Origin of the sequence: Micromonospora sp. NPDC023956 (assembly GCF_040639195.1) — a bacterium.
Classification (GTDB): Bacteria; Actinomycetota; Actinomycetes; order Mycobacteriales; family Micromonosporaceae; genus Micromonospora.
In genome coordinates, this window is record NZ_JBEZZN010000012.1 from 17,557 (window position 1) to 38,080 (window position 20,524).

General features: G+C 73.3%; 18 protein-coding genes. 9 read left to right on the forward strand and 9 right to left on the reverse strand.

All coding sequences use genetic code 11. From position 1 onward, the window contains the following. Positions 1 to 25 precede the first annotated feature (25 nt). Entirely contained in the window at positions 26 to 1,396 is a 1,371-nt protein-coding gene (locus tag AB0F58_RS21990; protein ID WP_357145852.1) for a cystathionine beta-synthase, read from the forward strand. A gap of 87 nt (positions 1,397 to 1,483) precedes the next feature. On the opposite strand, the gene AB0F58_RS21995 is transcribed toward AB0F58_RS21990, so the two are convergent. The 6 genes from AB0F58_RS21995 to msrA all read right to left on the reverse strand — a co-directional run bounded on the left by AB0F58_RS21995 (position 1,484) and on the right by msrA (position 9,089). Then, positions 1,484 to 2,002 (reverse strand): GNAT family N-acetyltransferase, encoded by a 519-nt coding sequence (locus AB0F58_RS21995; RefSeq protein ID WP_357145856.1) that lies wholly within the window; start codon positions 2,000 to 2,002, stop codon positions 1,484 to 1,486. Further along, entirely contained in the window at positions 1,999 to 2,931 is a 933-nt protein-coding gene (locus AB0F58_RS22000) for a ribonuclease Z (protein WP_357145859.1), read from the reverse strand. The genes AB0F58_RS21995 and AB0F58_RS22000 overlap by 4 nt, the downstream gene beginning before the upstream one ends. Before the next feature lie 317 nt (positions 2,932 to 3,248). After that, positions 3,249 to 4,466 carry an osmoprotectant NAGGN system M42 family peptidase gene (locus tag AB0F58_RS22005; RefSeq protein ID WP_357145862.1) on the reverse strand — a complete coding sequence of 406 codons (1,218 nt, stop codon included), beginning with the start codon at positions 4,464 to 4,466 and terminating at the stop codon, positions 3,249 to 3,251. Further along, positions 4,463 to 6,343, reverse strand: coding sequence for an N-acetylglutaminylglutamine synthetase (ngg, locus tag AB0F58_RS22010; protein WP_357145865.1), 1,881 nt, complete (start codon positions 6,341 to 6,343; stop codon positions 4,463 to 4,465). The genes AB0F58_RS22005 and ngg overlap by 4 nt, the downstream gene beginning before the upstream one ends. 2 nt (positions 6,344 to 6,345) lie before the next feature. After that, positions 6,346 to 8,130 carry an N-acetylglutaminylglutamine amidotransferase gene (locus AB0F58_RS22015; protein WP_357145868.1) on the reverse strand — a complete coding sequence of 595 codons (1,785 nt, stop codon included), beginning with the start codon at positions 8,128 to 8,130 and terminating at the stop codon, positions 6,346 to 6,348. Between the two features lie 296 nt (positions 8,131 to 8,426). Then, entirely contained in the window at positions 8,427 to 9,089 is a 663-nt protein-coding gene (msrA, locus tag AB0F58_RS22020) for a peptide-methionine (S)-S-oxide reductase MsrA (RefSeq protein ID WP_357145872.1), read from the reverse strand. Positions 9,090 to 9,262: 173 nt separating this feature from the next. On the opposite strand from msrA, the gene AB0F58_RS22025 reads away from it, so the two are divergent. Continuing rightward, positions 9,263 to 9,826, forward strand: a complete 564-nt coding sequence (locus tag AB0F58_RS22025) for a GNAT family N-acetyltransferase (RefSeq protein WP_357145875.1) — start codon at positions 9,263 to 9,265, stop codon at positions 9,824 to 9,826. Positions 9,827 to 9,873: 47 nt separating this feature from the next. Here the strand turns inward: AB0F58_RS22025 and AB0F58_RS22030 are convergent, their stop codons facing one another. Beyond that, the gene (locus tag AB0F58_RS22030) at positions 9,874 to 10,284 is read right to left on the reverse strand and encodes an HIT family protein (RefSeq protein WP_357145877.1); all 411 of its coding nucleotides are present in this window, start codon (positions 10,282 to 10,284) and stop codon (positions 9,874 to 9,876) included. A gap of 138 nt (positions 10,285 to 10,422) precedes the next feature. On the opposite strand from AB0F58_RS22030, the gene AB0F58_RS22035 reads away from it, so the two are divergent. From AB0F58_RS22035 to ilvA, 4 genes are read left to right on the forward strand one after another with little or no spacing between them, the layout of a single operon-like run. Further along, on the forward strand, positions 10,423 to 11,565 hold the full coding sequence (locus AB0F58_RS22035) for a cystathionine gamma-synthase (protein ID WP_357145880.1): 1,143 nt from the start codon (positions 10,423 to 10,425) through the stop codon (positions 11,563 to 11,565). 16 nt (positions 11,566 to 11,581) lie between these two features. After that, entirely contained in the window at positions 11,582 to 12,991 is a 1,410-nt protein-coding gene (locus AB0F58_RS22040; protein ID WP_357145883.1) for an amidase family protein, read from the forward strand. A 50-nt stretch (positions 12,992 to 13,041) separates the two neighbouring features. Further along, on the forward strand, positions 13,042 to 13,911 hold the full coding sequence (locus AB0F58_RS22045; RefSeq protein ID WP_357145885.1) for a DUF4328 domain-containing protein: 870 nt from the start codon (positions 13,042 to 13,044) through the stop codon (positions 13,909 to 13,911). After that, positions 13,908 to 15,128, forward strand: coding sequence for a threonine ammonia-lyase (ilvA, locus tag AB0F58_RS22050; RefSeq protein WP_357145889.1), 1,221 nt, complete (start codon positions 13,908 to 13,910; stop codon positions 15,126 to 15,128). Before AB0F58_RS22045 ends, ilvA begins: the two co-directional genes overlap by 4 nt. A 109-nt stretch (positions 15,129 to 15,237) precedes the next feature. Here ilvA and greA read toward each other — a convergent pair whose 3' ends face one another. Together greA and AB0F58_RS22060 are read right to left on the reverse strand one after the other, a co-directional pair. Then, positions 15,238 to 15,738: a transcription elongation factor GreA gene (gene greA / locus AB0F58_RS22055; RefSeq protein WP_357145892.1), complete on the reverse strand. Its 501-nt coding sequence runs from the start codon at positions 15,736 to 15,738 to the stop codon at positions 15,238 to 15,240. 130 nt (positions 15,739 to 15,868) lie between these two features. Beyond that, positions 15,869 to 16,303, reverse strand: a complete 435-nt coding sequence (locus AB0F58_RS22060; RefSeq protein WP_357145895.1) for a DUF4307 domain-containing protein — start codon at positions 16,301 to 16,303, stop codon at positions 15,869 to 15,871. Positions 16,304 to 16,509: 206 nt separating this feature from the next. Between AB0F58_RS22060 and mca the strand changes: the two genes are divergently transcribed. The 3 genes from mca (at position 16,510) to AB0F58_RS22075 (ending at position 20,449) form a co-directional block, all read left to right on the forward strand. Further along, on the forward strand, positions 16,510 to 17,391 hold the full coding sequence (gene mca, locus AB0F58_RS22065; RefSeq protein WP_357145898.1) for a mycothiol conjugate amidase Mca: 882 nt from the start codon (positions 16,510 to 16,512) through the stop codon (positions 17,389 to 17,391). Positions 17,392 to 17,439: 48 nt separating this feature from the next. Then, positions 17,440 to 17,685 carry a hypothetical protein gene (locus AB0F58_RS22070; protein WP_357145901.1) on the forward strand — a complete coding sequence of 82 codons (246 nt, stop codon included), beginning with the start codon at positions 17,440 to 17,442 and terminating at the stop codon, positions 17,683 to 17,685. A 319-nt stretch (positions 17,686 to 18,004) separates the two neighbouring features. Then, positions 18,005 to 20,449: an EAL domain-containing protein gene (locus tag AB0F58_RS22075; RefSeq protein ID WP_357146315.1), complete on the forward strand. Its 2,445-nt coding sequence runs from the start codon at positions 18,005 to 18,007 to the stop codon at positions 20,447 to 20,449. Positions 20,450 to 20,524 lie beyond the last annotated feature (75 nt).

Here is a 20,524-nt window from a genome sequence, read left to right on the forward strand (position 1 = left end):
CACCGGAGGAGAAGGGCACAACGAGGTGCAGTACTACGACAACGTCGTCGAGCTGATCGGCAACACCCCGCTGGTGAGGCTCCGCAACGTCACCGCCGGCATCCAGGCCACCGTCTTGGCGAAGGTGGAGTACCTCAACCCCGGTGGCTCGGTGAAGGACCGGATCGCGACGCGGATGGTGGAGGACGCCGAGCAGGCCGGCCTCCTGAAGCCGGGCGGCACCATCGTCGAGCCGACCAGCGGCAACACCGGCGTCGGGCTGGCCCTGGTGGCGCAGCTCAAGGGCTACCGGTGCGTCTTCGTCTGCCCCGACAAGGTCAGCCAGGACAAGCAGGACGTGCTGCGGGCGTACGGGGCCGAGGTGGTGGTCTGCCCGACGGCGGTCGCCCCGGAGGACCCCCGCTCCTACTACAACGTCTCCGACCGGCTGGCCCGCGAGATCCCCGGCGCGTGGAAGCCCAACCAGTACAGCAACCCGGCCAACCCGCGCTCGCACTACGAGACCACCGGCCCCGAGCTGTGGAAGCAGACCGACGGCGGGCTGACCCACTTCGTCGCCGGGGTGGGCACCGGCGGCACCATCTCCGGCATCGGCCGCTACCTCAAGGAGGCCTCCGAGGGCCGGGTGCAGGTGATCGGCGCGGACCCGGAGGGCTCGGTCTACTCGGGCGGCACCGGTCGGCCGTACCTGGTCGAGGGGGTCGGCGAGGACTTCTGGCCGGAGACGTACGACCGGACCGTCGCCGACCAGATCATCGAGGTCTCCGACAAGGCGTCCTTCGAGATGACCCGACGGCTGGCCCGGGAGGAGGGGCTGCTCGTCGGCGGTTCCTGCGGGATGGCCGTGGTGGCCGCCCTGGAGGTGGCCCGCGCCGCCGGCCCGGACGACGTGGTCGTGGTGCTCCTGCCGGACAGCGGCAAGGGCTACCTGTCGAAGATCTTCAACGACACCTGGATGGCCCGGTACGGCTTCCTGTCCGCCAGCGGCGACGAGCCGACGGTCGCCGACGCGCTCGGCGCCAAGCCGGCGCGCCTGCCCGAGCTGGTGCACGTGCACCCCACCGAGACGGTCCGGGACGCCATCGACTACATGCGCGAGTACGGCGTCTCGCAGTTGCCGGTGCTCAAGGCCGAGCCGCCGGTGGTGACCGGCGAGGTGGCCGGCTCGATCGCCGAGAAGGACCTGCTCGACGCCCTCTTCACCGGCCAGGCCCACCTGCACGACACCATCGAGCGGCACATGGGCGAACCGCTGCCGATGGTCGGCGGCGGGCAACCGGTCAGCGAGGCGGTGGCCCTGCTGGAGAAGTCCGACGCCGCGCTGGTGCTGATCGACGGCAAGCCCAAGGGTGTGCTCACCCGGCAGGACCTGCTGGCCCACCTCGGCGGTCGCTGAACCGACAACCGACGCGCCGGGGGCCGGGACCGCGCTGGTCCCGGCCCCCGGCGACGTTCACCCGCGCCCGGGTCGGCGCCGACGGCCTCAGAGCGGGCGGACGTAGCGCAGCTGCGGGACGGTGACCGGGCCGAAGGACTCGTCGCGGACCGTGCCGGCCGGGGCCCAGCCGCCACGCTCGTAGAAGCGCCGGGCGTGGGTGTTGCCGGCCAGTACCCAGAGGGTGGCCCGGCTCCGTCCCCACGACCGCATGGTGTGCAGCGCGTCGTGCATCAGCACCCGACCGGTGCCCCGACCCCGCTCGGCCGGGTCCAGGTGGATGGCGCGCAGCATCGCCGCGTCCGGGTCGACCACGCCGTCCAGCTCGTCCGGGCCGACGTAGGTGAAGCCGACCAGCCGGCCGTCCCGCTCGGCGACGGTCATCAGGTGGTCGTCCCGCTCGTACGACCAGCGCTCGACCCAGTACCGCCCCATCCCCTCCGGCGTCGGGGTGGCCAGCGCCTCCGGGGGCAGGAACGACGAGTAGGCGGCGGCCCGGGACCGCTGGTGCAGGTCGCCGACCGCCATCAGGTCGGCGGCGTCGGCGGGGCGGAGAGTGGGTGTCACCCGGGCGAGGGTACCCGCCGGGGCGGCACCGCGACCGTGGCCAGGTCCTCGGCGATCACCAGGTCGCCGGTGAAGTGCTCGCGGGCCTCGGCGGCGAACCGGGCCGGGTCGGCGTACCGCTGGGAGAAGTGGGTGAGCACGAGCCGGCGTACCCCGGACTCGGCCGCGACCCGGGCGGCCTGGGCGGCGGTGAGGTGCCCGACCTCGGCGGCGAGCGCGGCCTCCGAGGTCAGGAAGGTGGACTCGATCACCAGCAGGTCGGCCCGCTCGGCGAGGGCGTAGACCGCGTCGCAGAGGCCGGTGTCCATCACGAAGGCGAAGCGCTGCCCGGGTCGGGGCTCGCTCACCTCGTCGCGGCGCACGCGGCGTCCGTCGACGTCCAGGTGGCCGACGCGGAGCAGCTCCCCGACGGCGGGACCACCGATGCCGTACGCGGCCAGCCGCTCGGGGAGCATCCGGCAGCCGTCCGGTTCGACCAGCTGGTAGCCGTACGTCTCGATCGGGTGGCGCAGCCGGCGGGCGGTGAGGGTGTGGCCGCCGCGCAGGGCGAACCGCTGCCCGTCGGCGTCGACCGGCTCGCAGGCCAGCTCGGCGGTCTCGTGGAAGCTGGTGGCGTGCCGCAGCCGGGCGAAGTACTCCGCGCCGCCGGCCGGGAAGTGCACCGCCACCGGGTGCGGGACCCGGTCCAGCGAGAGCCGCTGGATGATTCCGGGTAGCCCGAGACTGTGGTCGCCGTGGAAGTGGGTGACGCAGATCCGGGTGAGGTCGGTGACGGTGACCGTGCTGTGCAGGAGCTGCCGTTGGCTCCCCTCGCCCGGGTCGAGGAGGATCACCTCGTCGTCCCAGCGCAGTACGTACCCGTTGTGGTTGCGCTGCCGGGTCGGCGTCTGGCTGGCGGTGCCGAGCACCGTCAGCTCGCGCATCGACACGACGTACACCCTCCGTACAGGGGTCGACCCCCGGGGATTCCGCGCTGACGCGCGGACCGGCTGGACTGGGCCGGCACCCCGGGGGTCGGGTGGCTGTTCTGGATTCGCCGCACCGCTGCCACACGGTCTCGACGATCTTCTGTGCCCGCCCCGGAGGACGGACGGTCGACTGTCAAGGACAGCGGCTAGCGGACAGCCACCTCACGAGTCCGATAACTACACAAAGCTTCGGATCACCTCCCTTCACGTGTACCGCCACGCTATCCAGTTCCCGACTCCGGCGGCAACGGTTTTACGTCACCCGCTTCCGACGCAGGTCAGGACGGGTCCGGAGCGTGCCGGCCGGTGGGGTCGGCGATGCCGATCGGCCCCTCGCGTGGCCCCTCCTCGGACGCCGGCTGCACCGCCAGCGACGGGAAGTCGGCGAGGTCGCCCTCGGGCTCGGCGTCCCACTCGGGGAAGACCAGGTCGCTCTGGAGGTAGAGGCAGAGCAGCTGGGTCAGGTGGCGCAGGCCCTCCAGGTGGGTGCGCTCGTGGCCGTGGGTGGCGTCCACCCCGAAGCCGAGCAGCGCCACCCGGGCGTGCGCGCCCGCCTCGACCGCCGCCGCCACGTCCGAGCGGTAGTACTCGAAGACGTCCCGGACCAGGTCGACGCCGTGCTCGGCGGCGATCGAGGCGAGCTTGCGGGTCAGGTGGTAGTCGAACGGGCCGACCCCGTCGCCCATCGCCAGGGTCGCCGCGTTCTCCCGGGACTGCTGCCCCGGGGCGACCACCGCCGCGTCCACCGAGACGATCTCGGCGACGTCCGGGTCGAGGCCGTGGCTGGCCCCGTGCCCGATCTCCTCGGTGACCGTGACCAGCAGGTGCGCGGTGACCCGGGGCTGGACGCCCGCGTCGACCATCGCCTTGAACGCGGTCAGCACCGCCGCCACCCCGGCCTTGTCGTCCAGGTGGCGGGACTTGACGAAGCCGCTCGGGGTGATCGTCGGATTGGGCAGGAAGGCCACGAAGTCGCCCGCGTCGATGCCGAGCGCGCGGAGCCCGGCGATGTCCTCCACCGGCTCGTCGACCCGGACCTCCACCTGCTCCCAGCCGACCCCCTGGAGGTCGACCGCCTCGTTGTAGCGGTGGCCGCTGGCCTTCAGCGGCAGCACCTGGCCGGTGATCACCCGGTCCAGGTCGTCGGTGAAGATCCGCACGTGCGCGCCCTCGGCGAACCGGGCACTGTGCGTACCGATCGACATCAGCTCCAGCCGGCCGTTCTCCTTCAGCCGCTTCACCATCCCGCCGATGGTGTCGGTGTGCACCACGATCGCCCGGTCCGCCCCGGTCGACCGGGGGCCGGGCAGGCAGGCGCCCAGCGCGCCGCGCCGGGTCAGCGTGGAGGCGATGCCGAGGGCGGAGAGCCGCTCGCCCACGTACTGCTGCACGTGGTCGGTACGCCCCGACGGGCTGGGGATCTCCAGGAGTTCCAGCAGCACCTGGCGCAGGTAGTCCAGGTCGAGCGGGAGCGGGACGGGACGGCGTTCGGTCATGCCGTCGAGGATGCCGTACCCGCCGGGGACCAGAGCCGGTGCGGTGCCCGGGTGCCCGGGAACAGCAGGTCGACGAAGCGTTCGGCGGTCGGCTGGGGCTCGTGGTTGGCCAGCCCCGGCCGCTCGTTCGCCTCGATGAAGACGTGCGCCGGCTGGTCCGGGGCGACGACCAGCAGGTCCAACCCGGTGACCGGGATGTCCAGCGCCCGGCTGGCCGCCACGCACGCCTCGGCGATCTCCGGGTGCAGCTCCCCGGTGACGTCGTGGATGGTGCCGCCGGTGTGCAGGTTCGCGGTGCGCCGGACGGCGAGCACGGTGCCCTCCGGGAGGACGTCGTGCATGCCGTACCCGGCCTCGGCGACCACCTCGCGGGTCATCTCGTCGATCGGGATGCGCGACTCGCCGCCGGTGGCGGCGGCCCGGCGGCGGCTCTGCCGCTCGATCAGCTCGGTGACGTCGTGCACCCCGTCGCCGGTGATCGAGGCGGGTCGCCGGACGGCGGCGGCGACCACCTCGTGATCGATCATGACCACCCGCAGGTCCTCGCCGGAGCAGAGTTCCTCGACCAGCACCTCCGGGCAGTACGACCGGGCCAGCTCGACGGCGGCCCGCAGCGCCTCCGGCGTCCGCACCCCGACGGTGATGCCGTTGCCCTGCTCGCCCCGGGCCGGCTTGACCACCACCGCGCCGAGTTCGGCCAGGAACGCCTCGTCCGCGTCGTCCCCGGTGGCCGTCCGGCCGGCCGGCACGGCGAGCCCCGCCGCATCGAGGATCCGCCGGGTCACCCGCTTGTCGTCGCAGCGGCTCATCGCCACCGCCGAGGTCAGCTCGGACAGCGACTCGCGGGTCAGGACGGTCCGCCCGCCGGTGCTCAGGCGCAGCTCGCCCCAGGCCGGATCGGTCACCTCCACCCGGATGCCCCGGCGCATCGCCTCGTCGGCGATGATCCGGGCGTACGGGTTCAGCCCGTCGTAGCCGGGCGGCATGGCGGGCAGGAAGAGCCGCTCGTTGATCGGATTCTTCCGCTTCACGCAGAGCGTGGCGGTGCGGTAGAAGCCGAGCCGCTCGTAGAGCCGGATCGCCCCGACGTTCTCCGCCAGTACGGAGAGGTCGACGAAGGACCGCCCCCGGTCGCCGAGCCGGGCGGCCAGCCCGGTCAGCAGCGCCTGGCCGGTGCCGGGCGGGGCGTGGTTGAAGTCCACGGTCAGACACCACAGGCTGGCGCCGTTGTCCGGGTCGGCGAAGACCTCGACGTGGTCCACCCCGGTGATCGTGCCGACGATCTCCCCGGTGGCGGACTCGGCGACCAGGTGCAGGAAGGACGGGGTGGTGGCGTTGGCGACCAGCACGTCCACCGGGGCGGTGACCATCCCGTTGCTGGCGTAGATCCGGTTCACCGCGTCGGCGTCGGCCGCGTCGCGCAGCGGGCGGACCCGCAGTCCCGGCAGGTCCGCGCCGGCGCCGCCGGCCGCCTCGCCGCCGATCGGGCCCGGCCCGGGGGCCGCCTCGGGGCTCAGCGGCAGCCGGTAGGTCAACGACGGGTCGATGAACAGCTCGTCGTGCAGCCGGGACACCAGCACGTGCGGATCACGCAGGTAGATGCAGATGTCCCGGGATCCGGCGGCCTCCGAGCGGAGCACGTCGGCGACGGCGGCCGGGTCGCCGAAGGTCTGGCCGAAGACCAGCCGCCCCCAGCCGCAGTCGAGCACCACGTCGGTGCGGCCGGCCCGGCTCGACGCCTCCGGGTCGGCCGACCGGCCGCCCGGCTCGCCGGGGGCGACCGGGTCACCGCCCGGCCCGACCCGCTCCCGTTTCCGGGCCATCCGGGCCCGCTGCCCCTCGGTCAGGGCCGTCCCGGTCGCCAGGGTGTCGGTCACGGTCAGTCGATTCCGTGGCTCTGGAGCCACATTTCCAGGAGTCCGAGCTGCCACAGCTTGTTTCCGTTCAGCGGGGTGAGTTCGGCGTTCGGATCGGTGAGCAGGGCGTCGACGTAGTCGGCGCGGAACAGGTCGCGGCGGCGGGCCTCCGGGGCGTGCAGCGCGTCGCGGACCCGGTCGAGGACCTTGCCCTCCAGGTGGGTGAGGCCGGGCACCGGGAAGTAGCCCTTCGGGCGGTCGATGACCTCCCAGGGCAGCACCCGGCGGCCGATTTCCTTGAGCACGCCCTTGCCGCCCTGGGCGAGCTTCAGCTCCGGCGGGCAGGCTGCGGCGAGCTCGACGAACTCGTGGTCGAGGAAGGGCACGCGGGCCTCCAGGCCGTGCGCCATCGTCATGTTGTCGACCCGTTTCACCGGGTCGTCGGTGAGCATGATCTGGGTGTCGATCCGCAGACCGGCGTCGACGGCGGTCTGCGCGCCGGCCCGGCCGAGGTGCGCGGCGACGAACTCCCGCGCCGGGTCGCCGTCGGCCAGTCGCTCCGGGTTGAGCACCCGGGCCAGCCCGGCCGCGTCCCGGTCGAAGAACGCCTTCGCGTACGTGTCGACGGCTCCGGCCCGGTCGACCCCGGCCAGCGGCGGGTACCAGTGGTAGCCGCCGAGGATCTCGTCCGCGCCCTGCCCGGACTGCACCACCTTGACGTGTCGGGCGACCGTCTCGCTGAGCAGGTAGAACGCCACGCAGTCGTGGCTGACCATCGGCTCGCTCATCGCTGCCACGGCCGCCTCCAGCGGCGGGACGAGGTCGCCGGTGGCGACCCGGATCTGGTGGTGGTCGGTGTCGAAGGTCTTCGCCACCAGGTCGGAGTAGCGGAACTCGTCGCCCTCGCGTCCGCCCACCGCCTCGAAGCCGATGGAGAAGGTGGCCAGGCCGCGCTGGCCCTGTTCGGCGAGGAGCGCCACCACCAGGCTGGAGTCCAGGCCGCCGGAGAGGAGCACGCCCACCGGCACGTCGGCGACCATGCGTCGCCGGACGGCGGTGGTGAGCGACTCCCGCAGGGCGTCCTGCCAGTCCCGCTCGGACCAGTCGGCCCGGTCCGGGTGGCGGGTGAACGCCGGGTCCCAGTAGACCCGCTCGGTGACCCGGCCGTCCGGCTCGTACACCCGGACGGTGGCCGGGGGCAGCTTGGCCACGCCGCGCAGGATGGTCCGGGGCGGCGGCACGATGCTGTGGAAGCTCAGGTAGTGCGCGAGCGCGACCGGGTCGACCGCGGTGTCGATGCCGCCCCCGGCCAGCAGGGCGGGCAGGGTGCTGGCGAACCGCACCCGGTCGGGGCTCTCGGCCAGGTAGAGCGGCTTGATGCCGAGCCGGTCCCGGGCCAGCACGAGGCGTCCGGTGGCGCGCTCGGTGATCGCCACGGCGAACATCCCGACCAGGTGGTCGACGAAGTCGTCACCCCACTCGGCGTACGCCTTGAGGACCACCTCGGTGTCGCCCGAGGAGAAGAAGGAGTGCCCCTTCGCCTGGAGTTCGGCGCGCAGCTCGCGATAGTTGTAGACGCAGCCGTTGAAGACGCCGGTCAGCCCGGCGGCCGGGTCGACCAGCGGCTGCCCGCTCGCGGCCGAGAGGTCGATGATCTTCAGACGCCGGTGTCCCAGGGCGACCGGTCCCTGCGACCAGACCCCGCTGTCGTCGGGGCCCCGGTCGTGCATGGTCGCCGCCATCCGCTCCACCGCCGCGACGTCGGCGCGCGAGCCGTCCCGACGGAACTCCCCAGCCAGTCCGCACATGCCGAATAATGCTGCCAGAGGACGGTGCGCTTCGCCTGTTGAGCTGATAGCTACCGGGGTGATGGGTTGCTACAATGCCCAACCTTCCGCGAGTCGGAGTGGATCACCGGGGCTTCTGGGTCCGTCAGGCGCGGTGTGACCCTTTTGCGAGTGCGGTTCGTTGTGAGGAACCTCCCAGCATCCGGCCTGCTCGCACCGGCTGCCGGGGTGCCGGGGCGGGCCCGGACACCGGCGCGGCGAGCAGGTGCGCCGCGCCGCGCCGGACCCTCCCGTACGTCCCGACGGGCCCCTCGGGCTCAGCCGCCGGTGCGGGCTACGCCGACCGGACAGCTCATCCCGTTCGGGCCGTGGTTGCAGTAGCCGTTCGGGTTCTTGGTCGGGGCGAGGTACTGCTGGTGGTAGTCCTCGGCGAAGTAGTAGTCACCGAGCTTGCCGATCTCCGTGGTGATCTCGCCCCGTCCGGCGCGGGCCACGATCGGGGCGAACGCGTCCCGGGCGGCCTGGGCGGCGGCGAGCTGCTCGTCGGTGGTGGTGTAGATGGTGGACCGGTACTGGGTGCCGACGTCGTTGCCCTGGCGCATGCCCTGGGTTGGGTCGTGGTTCTCCCAGAAGACCTTGAGCAGGTCCTCGTAGGCGATCGTCGACGGGTCGTAGACCACCTCGACCACCTCGGCGTGCCCGGTACGTCCCGAGCAGACCTCCTCGTACGTCGGGTTCCGGGTGTAGCCGCCCGCGTATCCGACGGAGGTGGTGAACACGCCGGGGAGGCCCCAGAACAGCCGCTCCGCGCCCCAGAAACAGCCCATCCCGAAGACGGCCACCTGCGTGCCCTCCGGGAACGGACCCTTCAGCGGGGTGCCGAGCACCTCGTGGCGGTCGCCGACCGGTATCGCGATCGGTCGGCCGGGCAGGGCCTGGTCGGGCGTGATCATTTCGGCCTTCATGCGGCGCAGGAACACGGTGACTCCTCTCGTATCTGTCTATCCTGCAACGCCGGCGGGCCCTGCGTCCTTACCCGTCCGCCCGATGATCAGACCTCCACGGTCCGCTGTCGGGAGCCCGGAGGGCCGATCCGCGTCGATCGTGGTGGTGACGCCCCACCCGGGGCCCGTTGCTGCCACGATGTCCTGCGATGGACATCAGGGACATGACACCGGGCACGGACGGGACGGTCGCGGAGCAGGTGCTGCGGGTGCAGCGGGCCGCGTACGCGGTGGAGGCGGCGCTGATCGGTGACGACCGCATCCCCGCGCTCCGGGAGACCCTCGCCGACCTGCGGGCCGCGCCGCTGCACTGGCTCGGTGCCTTCGGCGCCGGGCGGGAACCCGCCGGGCCGCCGGACGCGGCGCCCGCCCGGATCCACGAGCCCGGTCGACCCCGGGAACCCGCTGGCCGGCTGGTCGGAGCGGTGGCCTGGACCGAGGACGCGACGATGCTCGACATCGACCGGCTCGTCGTCGACCCGGCCGCCCACCGGCGCGGCGTCGGCCGGGCACTGGTCGACGCGGTACTGGCCCGCGGCGGCGACCGTCGGGTGCTCGTCGCCACCGGCCGGGCCAACCGGCCGGCGCGGGCCCTGTACGAGTCGTCCGGCTTCATCGCACTCGGTGACGAGGAGCCCGTCCCCGGTCTCTGGATCACCCGTTACGCGCTCACCCCCCGCCCGGGTCCGGATCGGGCGGCACCTGCCTCCTGACGGCCCGGACCGACTCGACGCGGGGCGCTCGCCCACCGTGCGGGAGGTCAGAGGGCGGCGGCGACCCGGTCGGCGTACGAGCGCGCCTCGGCGTCGTCGGCGTAGCGGGTCCGTGGCCAGAAGAACCCGCGCAGCCCGTCCCCCTTCGTCCGGGGCACCACGTGGGTGTGCAGGTGCGGCACCGACTGGGAGACCCGGTTGTTCATCGCCACGAAGGTGCCGCCCGCGGCCAGCCCCGCCTCGACCGCCACGGCGATCCGGCGGACCAGCCCGAAGTAGCCGGCGAGCGACTCCGGCGGCAGGTCGGCCAGGGTCACCAGGTGGGTCCGGGGCACCACCAGGACGTGCCCCCGGAACACCGGGCGGGTGTCCAGGAACGCCACCCCGTCCGCCTCGTCGGCCACCCGGAACGCCGGCACCGCACCGGCCACGATGCCGCAGAACACGCACCCGCTCATCCGGGCAGGTTAGTGCCCCGGACCGGCGGCCGTGGCCGGGCCGGACAGCCGCCGGTTCCGGGCCGGGGCGTCCCGGCGCGGACCGGGACGGCGTGCTTCCCGCTCGGCGGAACGGCCCGGGGCACTAGCCTCTCGGGAATGAACCACGGTTTCGAGACGCTCGCGATCCACGCCGGCCAGGACCCGGAGGCCCGCACCGGCGCGGTGATCCCACCGATCTACCAGACCAGCACCTACGCCCAGGACGCCGTCGGCGCGCCCCGGCTGGGTTACGAGTACAGCCGTTCCGGCAACCCGACCCGGGACGCCCTCCAGGAGTGCCTCGCCGCGCTCGAGGGCGGTCCGGTCGGCCTCGCCTTCGCCAGCGGCCTGGCCGCCGAGGACACCCTGCTGCGCGCCGTCTGCAAGCCGGGTGACCACGTGGTCATCCCGGACGACGCGTACGGCGGCACCTACCGGCTCTTCGCCCGGGTCGCGGAGCGCTGGGGGCTGGACTACACCCCGGCGAGGGTCTCCGACCCGGACGCGGTGCGGGCCGCCATCCGTCCGGGCAGCACGAGGATCGTCTGGGTGGAGACGCCGACCAACCCGCTGCTCGGCATCGCCGATATCGCCGCCCTCGCCGCCGTCGCCCACGACGCCGGGGCGCTGCTGGTGGTGGACAACACCTTCGCCTCGCCGTACCTCCAGCAGCCGATCGCGCACGGCGCGGACGTGGTGGTCCACTCGACCACGAAGTACGTCGGCGGTCACTCCGACGTGGTCGGTGGCGCCCTCGTCACCGCCGACCGGGAACTCGGCGAGCAGCTCCGCTACCACCAGAACGCGATGGGCGCGATCAACGGTCCGTTCGACGCCTGGCTGACCCTGCGCGGCATCAAGACCCTCGGGGTCCGGATGGACCGGCACTGCGACAACGCCGAGCGGATCGCCGCCTACCTGGACGGGCACGCCAAGGTGGCCGAGGTGATCTACCCCGGCCTGCCGTCCCACCCGGGTCACGAGGTGGCCGCCAAGCAGATGCGCCGGTTCGGCGGGATGATCTCCTTCCGGGCCAGCGGCGGCGAGGAGCACGCGGTGGAGATCTGCAACCGGGCCCGGCTCTTCGTGCTCGCCGAGTCCCTCGGCGGGGTGGAATCCCTGATCGAGCACCCGGGCCGGATGACACACGTAAGTGCCGCCGGCTCGCCGCTTGAAGTTCCCGGCGATCTCGTGCGACTGTCTGTCGGCATCGAGACGGTCGACGACCTGCTCGCCGATCTGGAGCAGGCGCTGGGCTGACCGCTGGCTGGGGAGGGTGGCCGTGCAGGACATCATGCCGACCTGGGTCGGGGGGACCGCGAAGCAGATCGCCCGGGGCGTACGCCGGGGTGACGTCTCGGCGACTCAGGTGGTGGCCGACCACCTCGACCACATCGCCCGGGCCGACGCCGACCTCGCCGCGTTCCGGACGGTACGCGGCGGGGAAGCGATCACCGAGGCGGAGAAGGTCGACGAGCAGGAGGACCTGGCCAACCTCCCGTTGGCCGGGGTGCCGGTCGCGGTGAAGGAGAACACCCCGGTCGCCGGCCTGCCGACCTGGCGCGGCTCGGCCGCCGTGCGTACCCCGGTGGCCGAGGAGGACCACGAGGTGGTCCGCCGGCTGCGCGGCGCGGGCGCGGTCATCCTGGGCGTCACCCGGATGCCGGAACTCGGGCTCTGGGCGGTGACCGACGACGAGACGGCGGTCACCCGCAACCCGTGGGATCCGGGCCGTACCCCGGGCGGCTCGTCCGGGGGCGCCGCCGCGGCGGTGGCCGCCGGGCTGGTGCCGATCGCGCACGCCAACGACGGCCTCGGGTCGATCCGCATCCCGGCGGCCTGCTGCGGCCTGGTCGGGCTCAAGCCCGGCCGGGGCGTGGTGCCCTGGCAGCTCGGCGCGGAGGACTGGTTCGGGCTGGCCGAGCACGGCATGCTGACGACCACGGTCGCGGACGCGGCGGTGGGCTTCCAGGTGCTCGCCGGCCGTCCCCAGGAGAAGCTGGTGCCACCGCAGCGGCTGCGGGTGGGCGTCTCGTTGCGCTCGCCGGTGCGCGGCATCGCCGCCGACCAGCCCAACCGGGACGCGGTCGCCGCCGCCGGCCGGCTGCTCGCCGCCGCCGGGCACGACGCCGTGCCGGCCGACCCGGTGTATCCGGCCGCGCTCGGCCTCAAGGGCATCGCGACCTGGTTCGCCGCGGCCGCCGTCGACGTCCGGGCCGGTGGCCTGGAGCGTCGGCACCTCCAGCGGCGCAGCCGGCGGCACGTCGCCCTGGGGGAGTGGGCGCAGCGCCGGGGCTACGTCCGCCAGGCCGACCGGGACGCCTGGCGCGAACGGTCGGTCGGCTTCTTCACCGACCACTCGGTCGACCTGCTGCTCACCCCGGCGCTGGCCAGCGCGCCGCCGGCGGCGCAGAGCTGGTCGGGCCGGTCCTGGCGGTCGAACATGAGCACCAGCATCCGGTACGCCCCGTACGCCGCACCGTGGAACATCGCCGGTCTGCCGGCGTTGGTGGTACCGGTGGGACGGCGTCCCGACGGGCTGCCGGTGGCGGTGCAACTGGTCGGCCCGCCCGGCTCGGAGCTGCTGCTGCTCGGCGTCGCCGGTCAGTTCGAGATGCAGGCCCCCTGGGCGCGGCACGCCCCCGGGTACCCGCGCGTCGGCACCGGATCGCCCGCCCCCGCATGATCGTCTAGTGTGGTCCGGCCCCGACACACTGCACGCGAGGACGGTCGGCCATGCGATGCGCGACCTGCGACGGCGAGACCTCGCCTCGGCTGAGTGACTGCCCGACCTGCGGTACGCCGGTCGGCGCCCCGGCGGTGAACCCCGGGGTGCCGACCCGGTCGGTACACGGGGTCGGTCTGGCCGCCTCGGTGGCGGTCGCCGCCACCACCGTGTGCTATCTGCTGGCGTCCCTCACCGCGCTGGTCGGCCGCGTACTGGCCGAGCGGGCCGCCCGCACCGAGGACCAGGACACGCTGCTGGTCGCCGGGTTCGTCGAGTTGGCCGCGAACATTCCCTACCTGCTCGCCTACCTGACCGCCGTGGTGCTGGTCATCGTCTGGACCTACCGGGTACGGGCGAACCTGGACGCGTTCCCCGGCTCGGCGCCCGGCCTCGGCGCGGGCTGGGCGATCGGCGGTTGGCTGGTGCCGCTGGTCAACCTCGTCGTGCCGTACCGGGTGGTCGCCGACGTCACCCGGGCAAGCGTGTGGCGTCCGGGCACCGCCCGGCTGGTCGGCGTCTGGTGGGCGGCCTGGCTGGTCTTCCTGGTCTCCGAGCGGTGGACGGAGCGGGCCTCGGAGCGGGAGTTCGAGCGGCTGTCGGCGTACCCGACCATCCGGCGGGAGTTCCTCGACTACGCCGACCAGTACTCGGCGGCACTGAACCGGAGCATCGTGCCGATGGTGGCCTGTGTCGTCGCCGGAGCCACCCTGATCGTGGTGATCCGGCGGGTCTCGGCCGCCCAGCAGGCCCGGATCGGGCGGGGACGCCCGGCCGCGCCGATGGTTCCCGGGACGCTGGTGCCGTACCCGGTGGCCCCCGGCACGACCCCGCCGCCCCCGATGCCCCCACCAGGGGCAGGTGGCACCATCAGGGCATGACGGAGCTGGTCGGCCTTGCCGACGTCCAGGCAGCGCGGGAACTGCTGGCCGGGGTCACCCGGGCCACCCCGCTGGAGCCCTCCCGCCCACTCACCGCCGCGCTCGGTAAACCCATCTGGCTCAAGTGCGAGCATCTGCAACGCGCCGGTTCGTACAAGGTGCGCGGCGCGTACGTGCGGATCGCCCGGCTGAGCCCGGCGGAGCGGGACCGGGGTGTGGTCGCGGCCAGCGCCGGCAACCACGCGCAGGGGGTGGCACTCGCCGCCGGCCTGCTCGGCACCACCGCCACGGTCTTCATGCCGGTGAACGCGCCGCTGCCCAAGGTGGCGGCCACCAAGGGGTACGGCGCGCAGGTGCAGCTCGTCGGGGCGACCGTGGACGAGTCCCTGGTGGCGGCGCAGACCTTCGCCGAGCAGACCGGGGCGGTGTTCATCCACCCCTTCGACCACCCGGACGTGATCGCCGGGCAGGGCACGGTGGCGCTGGAGATCCTGGAACAGTGCCCGGAGGTGCGGACCATCGTCACCGGGGTCGGTGGGGGCGGGCTGGTCTCCGGGATCGCCGTGGTGGTCCGGGCGCTCCGCCCGGACGTACGGGTGATCGGGGTGCAGGCGGCCGGGGCGGCGGCCTTCCCGCCCTCGCTGGCGGCCGGGCAGCCGGTACGCCTACCGGCGTTCAGCACCATCGCCGACGGCATCGCGGTCGGCCGTCCCGGTGACCTCACCTTCACCCACGTGCACACGCTCGTCGACGAGGTGGTCACGGTGGGCGAGGAGGACATCTCCCGGGCGCTGCTGATGCTGCTGGAGCGGAACAAGCAGGTGGTGGAGCCGGCCGGCGCGGTCGGGGTGGCGGCGCTGCTCGCCGGTGCGGTCGAGGTGGGCTCGCCGACGGTGGCAGTGCTCTCCGGTGGCAACATCGACCCGCTGCTGATGCTGCGGGTGATCGAGCGCGGTCTCGCCGCGGCCGGCCGATTCCTGCGGATCACCGTCCGGTGCGTGGACCGCCCCGGGCAGCTCGCCTCGCTGCTCGGCGAGATCGCCGAGCACCGCGCCAACGTGGTGGACGTGGTGCACCAACGGGTCCACCCGCACCTGCGGCTGGGCGAGGTGGAGGTGGCGCTCTCGGTGGAGACCCGGGGCGCCGAGCACTCCGACAGGCTGATCGGCGCGCTCCGCGCCAACGGCTACCAGGTCTTCGCGGCCTCGGAGGCGTGACGCGTCGTCCGGGCACGCCGAACGCCGGGACGGGTGGCTGCACGGGGCACCCGTCCCGGCGCAGGGACGTGGGAAAAGGGCGTTGGTCCGGATGGCCGGACCCCCGGGGTCAGCCGGTGAAGGGATCGAAGGACACGACGGTCACCTTGATGTCCGCGCCGCTGGGCGCGGTGTAGGTGACGGCCTGTCCGGAACGCGCGCCCAGGATGGCCTGCCCGAGGGCCGACTCCGGGCTGTAGACGGTCAGCTCGGTGGTGGACGCGATCTCCCGCGAGCCGAGCAGGAACGTCTCGCTGTCGTCGGCGTCGTCGTCGAAGTAGATCGTCACGACCATGCCGGGTGTCACCACGTCGGCGCTGGGTGCCTCACCGACCTGGGCGGTGCGCAGGAACTCCTGGAGGTAGCGGATGCGCCCCTCCTGCTTGCCCTGCTCCTCGCGGGCGGCGTGGTAGCCACCGTTCTCCCGCAGGTCGCCCTCCTCGCGCCGGGCGTTGATCTCCGCAGCCATCGCCGGGCGGTTGGCGATCAGCTCGTCGAGCTCGGCCTTCAGGCGGTCGTGCGCGTCCTGGGACAGCCAGGTGGCGGGCGCCTTGTTGCCAGTGGTGGACACAGGCGTTCTCCTTGGTTGTGCGGGCTGGCTGACAGGTGAACTACCAAGTTACCAGTGCCGCACCCGGCTCCGAAGCGATGAATACCCCGGGTGACCGGTCGATGTCGTTGCGTGGCAGTGTTTCCGCAGTTCAGGCTGGTGCCCAGCAGCGGACGACCTCGCCGATGAAGGGCCGGGCCGAGGTGGCCAGCCGGTGCCGGGCGGTGATGCTCCGTTCGTCGCCCGGGGCGGTCACCGTCACCTCCTCGCGGGACACCTCCGCGCCGTCGACGTCGCGGGCCCGCAGCAGGCAGGTCGCCGACCCACCGGGCGGCACGGTGACCTGGAACTCCACCACCACCTGCCGGTCGGTGATGTCGGTGTAGGTGACCACCTGGGCGTCGTAGGTCGGGTCGCCGTACTGCTGGTAGAGGCGGAACGTGACCAGTCCGGAGGCGGCGAGCACGACGGCCAGCAGGGCTCCGGTCAGCCACGGTCGGCGCCGGCCCGGAACCCGGCGCCGACCGTACCGGCCGGGTGGGAATACCGGTGCACCCGGTGTAGTTGTGGCGTGCGTCTCGGTCACCGGCGGGTATCTCCTGGCGTCGTCGTCACTGGCTTCGGGAAGAATGGGCCTGGTCCATCCTCTCAGCCCGTTCACGCTGCGATGTTGGCAGGTCAGCGCCCATGCTGACAGGTCGGCAGCCGGTTCACCGGGGCTGATGGAGATATCGGCAGCTCACCCGCCCGGCCCGTGGGGTCCGGGGCCGGGCACAGACGAGGAGTGCGGCTTTGGCAGAGCAACTGCGTCTCATGGCCGTCCACGCCCATCCCGACGACGAGTCGAGCAAGGGCGCCGCGACCACGGCCAAGTACGTCGCCGAGGGGGTGGACGTACTGATCGTGACGTGTACCGGCGGGGAACGCGGCAGTGTGTTGAACCCGAAGCTGGACCGGCCGGAGATCTGGGCCAACATCGGCGAGGTCCGGCGGGCCGAGATGGACGCCGCCCGGGCGATCCTCGGGGTCGAACAGGCCTGGCTCGGCTTCGTCGACTCGGGGCTGCCCGAGGGCGACCCGCTGCCGCCGTTGCCGGAGGGGTGCTTCGCCCTCCAGGACGTCGAGGTGGCGGCCGGCGCGCTGGTCCGGCTGATGCGGGAGTTCAGGCCGCACGTGGTGACCACGTACGACGAGGACGGCGGGTACCCGCACCCCGACCACATCATGTGTCACCGGATCAGCATGGCGGCCTTCGAGGCGGCCGGCGACCCGGAGCGCTATCCGGACCTCGGCGACCCGTGGCAGCCGTTGAAGCTCTACTACGACATGGGCTTCTCCAAGAGCAAGGTGACCGCCCTGCACGAGGCGATGGTCGAGGCCGGCCTGGAGTCGCCGTACGCACAGTGGCTGGAGCGCTGGGAGGACCGGGAGGACAAGGGCCCCCGGGTGACCACCCGGGTGGAGTGCGCGGACTACTTCCCGGTCCGCGACGACGCGCTGCGGGCGCACGCCACCCAGGTCGACCCGGACGGCTTCTGGTTCCACGTGCCGATGGACCTGCAACGGCGCGCCTGGCCGACCGAGGACTTCATCCTGGCCCGTTCGCTGGTCGACAGCGCGCTGCCGGAGTCCGACCTCTTCGCCGGGGTCCGGGAGAGGGCCCATGCCAGGTGAGCGGACGTGGGTCTACGCTGGTCGTAGTCCGCAGACCGGAGGGAACCCATGCTGACCGCCGTGCAGGTGCTCGCCCAGAACAACTTCGGGGACACCCGTACCGGTGGTCTCGCCGGCCCGATGGGCCTGTTCCTCATCCTGGTTCTCGGCACCGCCACCGTGCTGCTGATCCGCAACATGAACGCCCGGCTGCGCCGCCTGCCGGACCGTTTCCCGGGCCAGGAGCCGTCGACGGAGACCACCGGCACCGAGCGGGCAGTCGTTGATCCGACAGATCGGCCGACGTCACCGTAGAAACCCGACGAACGCTCGGTACGGGTGCCAGCAGCACCGCAAGCCGTTCTTGAGGGCATGATCCGGGTCGAACCGGGGCGTCGCCCCCTGTTGCGGTCCCCCGGTTTGGCTTAGCCTTCCGCCGGGGGACCATCAGCCCCCGAGCCGTGCGCGCGCGGAAGGGGGCGCCAGTGACCAGGACCGCACCGGCGGCCCGCCGACCGGCCGGACAACGGCCGGACGGAGGGGCACCGTGAGCTCCGATCCGGGGCGCCGGGCGCCGGACCGGCTCGGTCTCCGGGAAACCCCGACCCGGGTCCGCCTGCTCGTCGGGGTCCTCCTGCTGGTCGCACTGAGCGCCGCCGGGGCCGGGTTCGCCGTCCCCGACCGGCTCTCCCCGGACGACCCGCTGCCCCCGTTGGCCCGGTTCGGGATCGCCGTCGCGGTCTTCGGCATCGCCCAGCTGGCCCGGCTCCGGTTCCGCGCCGCCGCCGGGATGGTCAGCATCACCTGGGGCGAGGCCGCCCTGATCGTCTCCCTCTACCTGGCCCCGGCCGGCTGGCTCCCGGCCGCCGCGCTGGTCGGCACGGCGCTCACCTGGGGGCTGCTGTCGCTGCTGACCGACCGGCGTTCCCTGGTGGAACTGGTGCGGATAGTCGCCACGGTCACCACCGCCACCGCCACCGCCGTGGTGGTCACCGCCGCCCTCGGGCAGCCGTTCCTGGCCCCGCCCACCCCGGCCCTCGCCCTCGCCCTGCTCGCCGGCGCGGCCACCTACCTGCTGGCCAGTGCCGTGCTCGGCGGCCTGGCGCTCGCCCTGCGGCACGGTGCCACCGTCGCGCCGCCGCTGCTCGCGGCGCTCCGCGGCAAGCTGCTGATGTTCGTCGGCAACGTCGTGGTCGGACTGCTGGTGATCGCGCTGATCCGCCTCGATCCGCGCTGGCTGCTGCTCCTGCCGCCGCCGTGCTGGCTGCTCCAGCAGACCTACCGCCACCGGCTGCGCGCCGAGGAGGAACGGCGCACCTGGCGGACGTTCGCCGAAACCACCGGGACCCTCAACCAGCTCGACGAGCGCGGCGCGGCCAGTGCCGCAGTCACCGGTGCGCTCACCCTCTTCCGGGCCGCGCGGGTCGACGTCCACGTGGCCCGGCGCGACGGCCGGTGGTGGCGGTACCGGGGGGATGCCGGGGGCCAGGTGACCGAGCGGGAGTGCGACCCGCCGGAGCCCGTGCCGACCGTCGGGCACGAGCTGGTCCGTACCCTCGCCGTCGGCGCGACCCGCGTCGGCGAGTTGCGGATCCGCTTCGCCGGCTCGACCGGACCGAGCGACTCCGAACAGGACGCCTTCACCGCCTTCGCCGACGCCCTGGCCGCCGCGCTGCACGACGCGGCGACCCATCGGGAGCTGCGCCGGGTCACCGCGCGGTCGTCGTACGACGCGGTGCACGACCCGCTCACCGGGCTGGCCAACCGGAGCGCCCTGCTCTCCCGGGGGGACGAGGCGCTGCGCCAGCTCGCGCACGGGCACCCGGTGGCGTTGCTGCTGCTCGACGTCAACCACTTCAAGGAGGTCAACGACACGCTCGGGCACGGTGCCGGCGACCACCTGCTGCAACTGACCGCGAACCGGCTCGGTGCCCTGGTCCGCCCCGGTGACCTGCTCGGTCGCCTCGGTGGCGACGAGTTCGCGCTGCTGACGACCGCCCTTCCGGTGGTCGACCACGGCAGCGCCCCGATGGCGTCCGCGCTGCGCCGGGCCCGGGAGATCGTGGAGCGGCTCGCCGCGCCGACCGAGGTGGCCGGGGTACGGATGTCGACCGAGGTGTCGGTCGGGGTGGTGGTGGCCGGCGCCGGTACCGCCGACCTGGCCGAGCTGCTGCGCCGGGCGGACATCGCGATGTACCAGGCGAAGAAGGGCGGCGGGAGCGTCGCCCCGTACGACAGTTCCCGGGACGAGGCCAGCACCGACCAGCTGACCCTGCTGGCCGAACTGCGGGAGGCGCTGGCCGTCGACGACCAGCTCCAGCTCGCCCTGCAACCGGCGGTCGACCTGGCCACCGGCGCGCCGACCGGGGTGGAGGCGCTGGTCCGCTGGCTGCACCCGCGCCGGGGCCTGCTCACCCCCGCCGACTTCATCGGCCCGGTCGAGCACAGCGAACAGCTCGGCGCCTTCACCCGATACGTGCTGGACAAGGCCCTCGCCATCGCCGCCGGTTGGGCCCGGGACGGCCTGGACGTGCCGATCTCGGTGAACATCTCGGCGCGCAGCCTGCTCGACCCCCGCCTGCCCGCCGAGATCGCCGAGGCGCTGCGTCGGCACGACGTCCCGCCGCGCCGGCTCGTGCTGGAGATCACCGAAACCGTGGTGATGAGCGAGCTGGAGGTGGTCGACGAGGTCCTCGGCGCGCTCCGCGCGACGGGCGTGCAGATCGCGGTGGACGACTTCGGCACCGGCTTCTCCTCGCTGACCTTCCTGACCCGGGTGCCGGTCGACGAGGTGAAGGTGGACCGCTCCTTCGTGATCCGGATGGCCGACTCGCCGGAGGCGGCGGCGATCGTCCGGACCACCGTCGGGCTCGCCCACGAGTTGGGGCTGCGGGTGGTGGCCGAGGGGGTGGAGACCGCCGAGCAGCGGATCGCCCTGGCCGAGCTGGGCTGCACCGCCGCCCAGGGCTACCACTTCTTCAAGCCGATGCCCGCCGACAAGATCTCCACGGTGCTCGGTTCACTGCTCGACTCGGCCCCCGCGAACGTCCTCCCGCTCCGCGCCGACGGCGCGTCCTGAGCGGCGGGGAGTCGACGCTGCTCCCGGCCCCTCGTCGTCGTGCCGGCGGGCGTGGCTGCGGTGTGCCGCAGAGCT

Bases quoted from the DNA above. Each gene is read 5' to 3' on its own strand.
- AB0F58_RS22005 (WP_357145862.1), bottom strand. From the start codon at position 4,466: ATGACCGAACGCCGTCCCGTCCCGCTCCCGCTCGACCTGGACTACCTG.
- AB0F58_RS22015 (WP_357145868.1), bottom strand. From the start codon at position 8,130: ATGTGCGGACTGGCTGGGGAGTTCCGTCGGGACGGCTCGCGCGCCGAC.
- AB0F58_RS22025 (WP_357145875.1), top strand. From the start codon at position 9,263: ATGGACATCAGGGACATGACACCGGGCACGGACGGGACGGTCGCGGAG.
- AB0F58_RS22030 (WP_357145877.1), bottom strand. From the start codon at position 10,284: ATGAGCGGGTGCGTGTTCTGCGGCATCGTGGCCGGTGCGGTGCCGGCG.
- AB0F58_RS22035 (WP_357145880.1), top strand. From the start codon at position 10,423: ATGAACCACGGTTTCGAGACGCTCGCGATCCACGCCGGCCAGGACCCG.
- AB0F58_RS22045 (WP_357145885.1), top strand. From the start codon at position 13,042: ATGCGATGCGCGACCTGCGACGGCGAGACCTCGCCTCGGCTGAGTGAC.
- ilvA (WP_357145889.1), top strand. From the start codon at position 13,908: ATGACGGAGCTGGTCGGCCTTGCCGACGTCCAGGCAGCGCGGGAACTG.
- AB0F58_RS22070 (WP_357145901.1), top strand. From the start codon at position 17,440: ATGCTGACCGCCGTGCAGGTGCTCGCCCAGAACAACTTCGGGGACACC.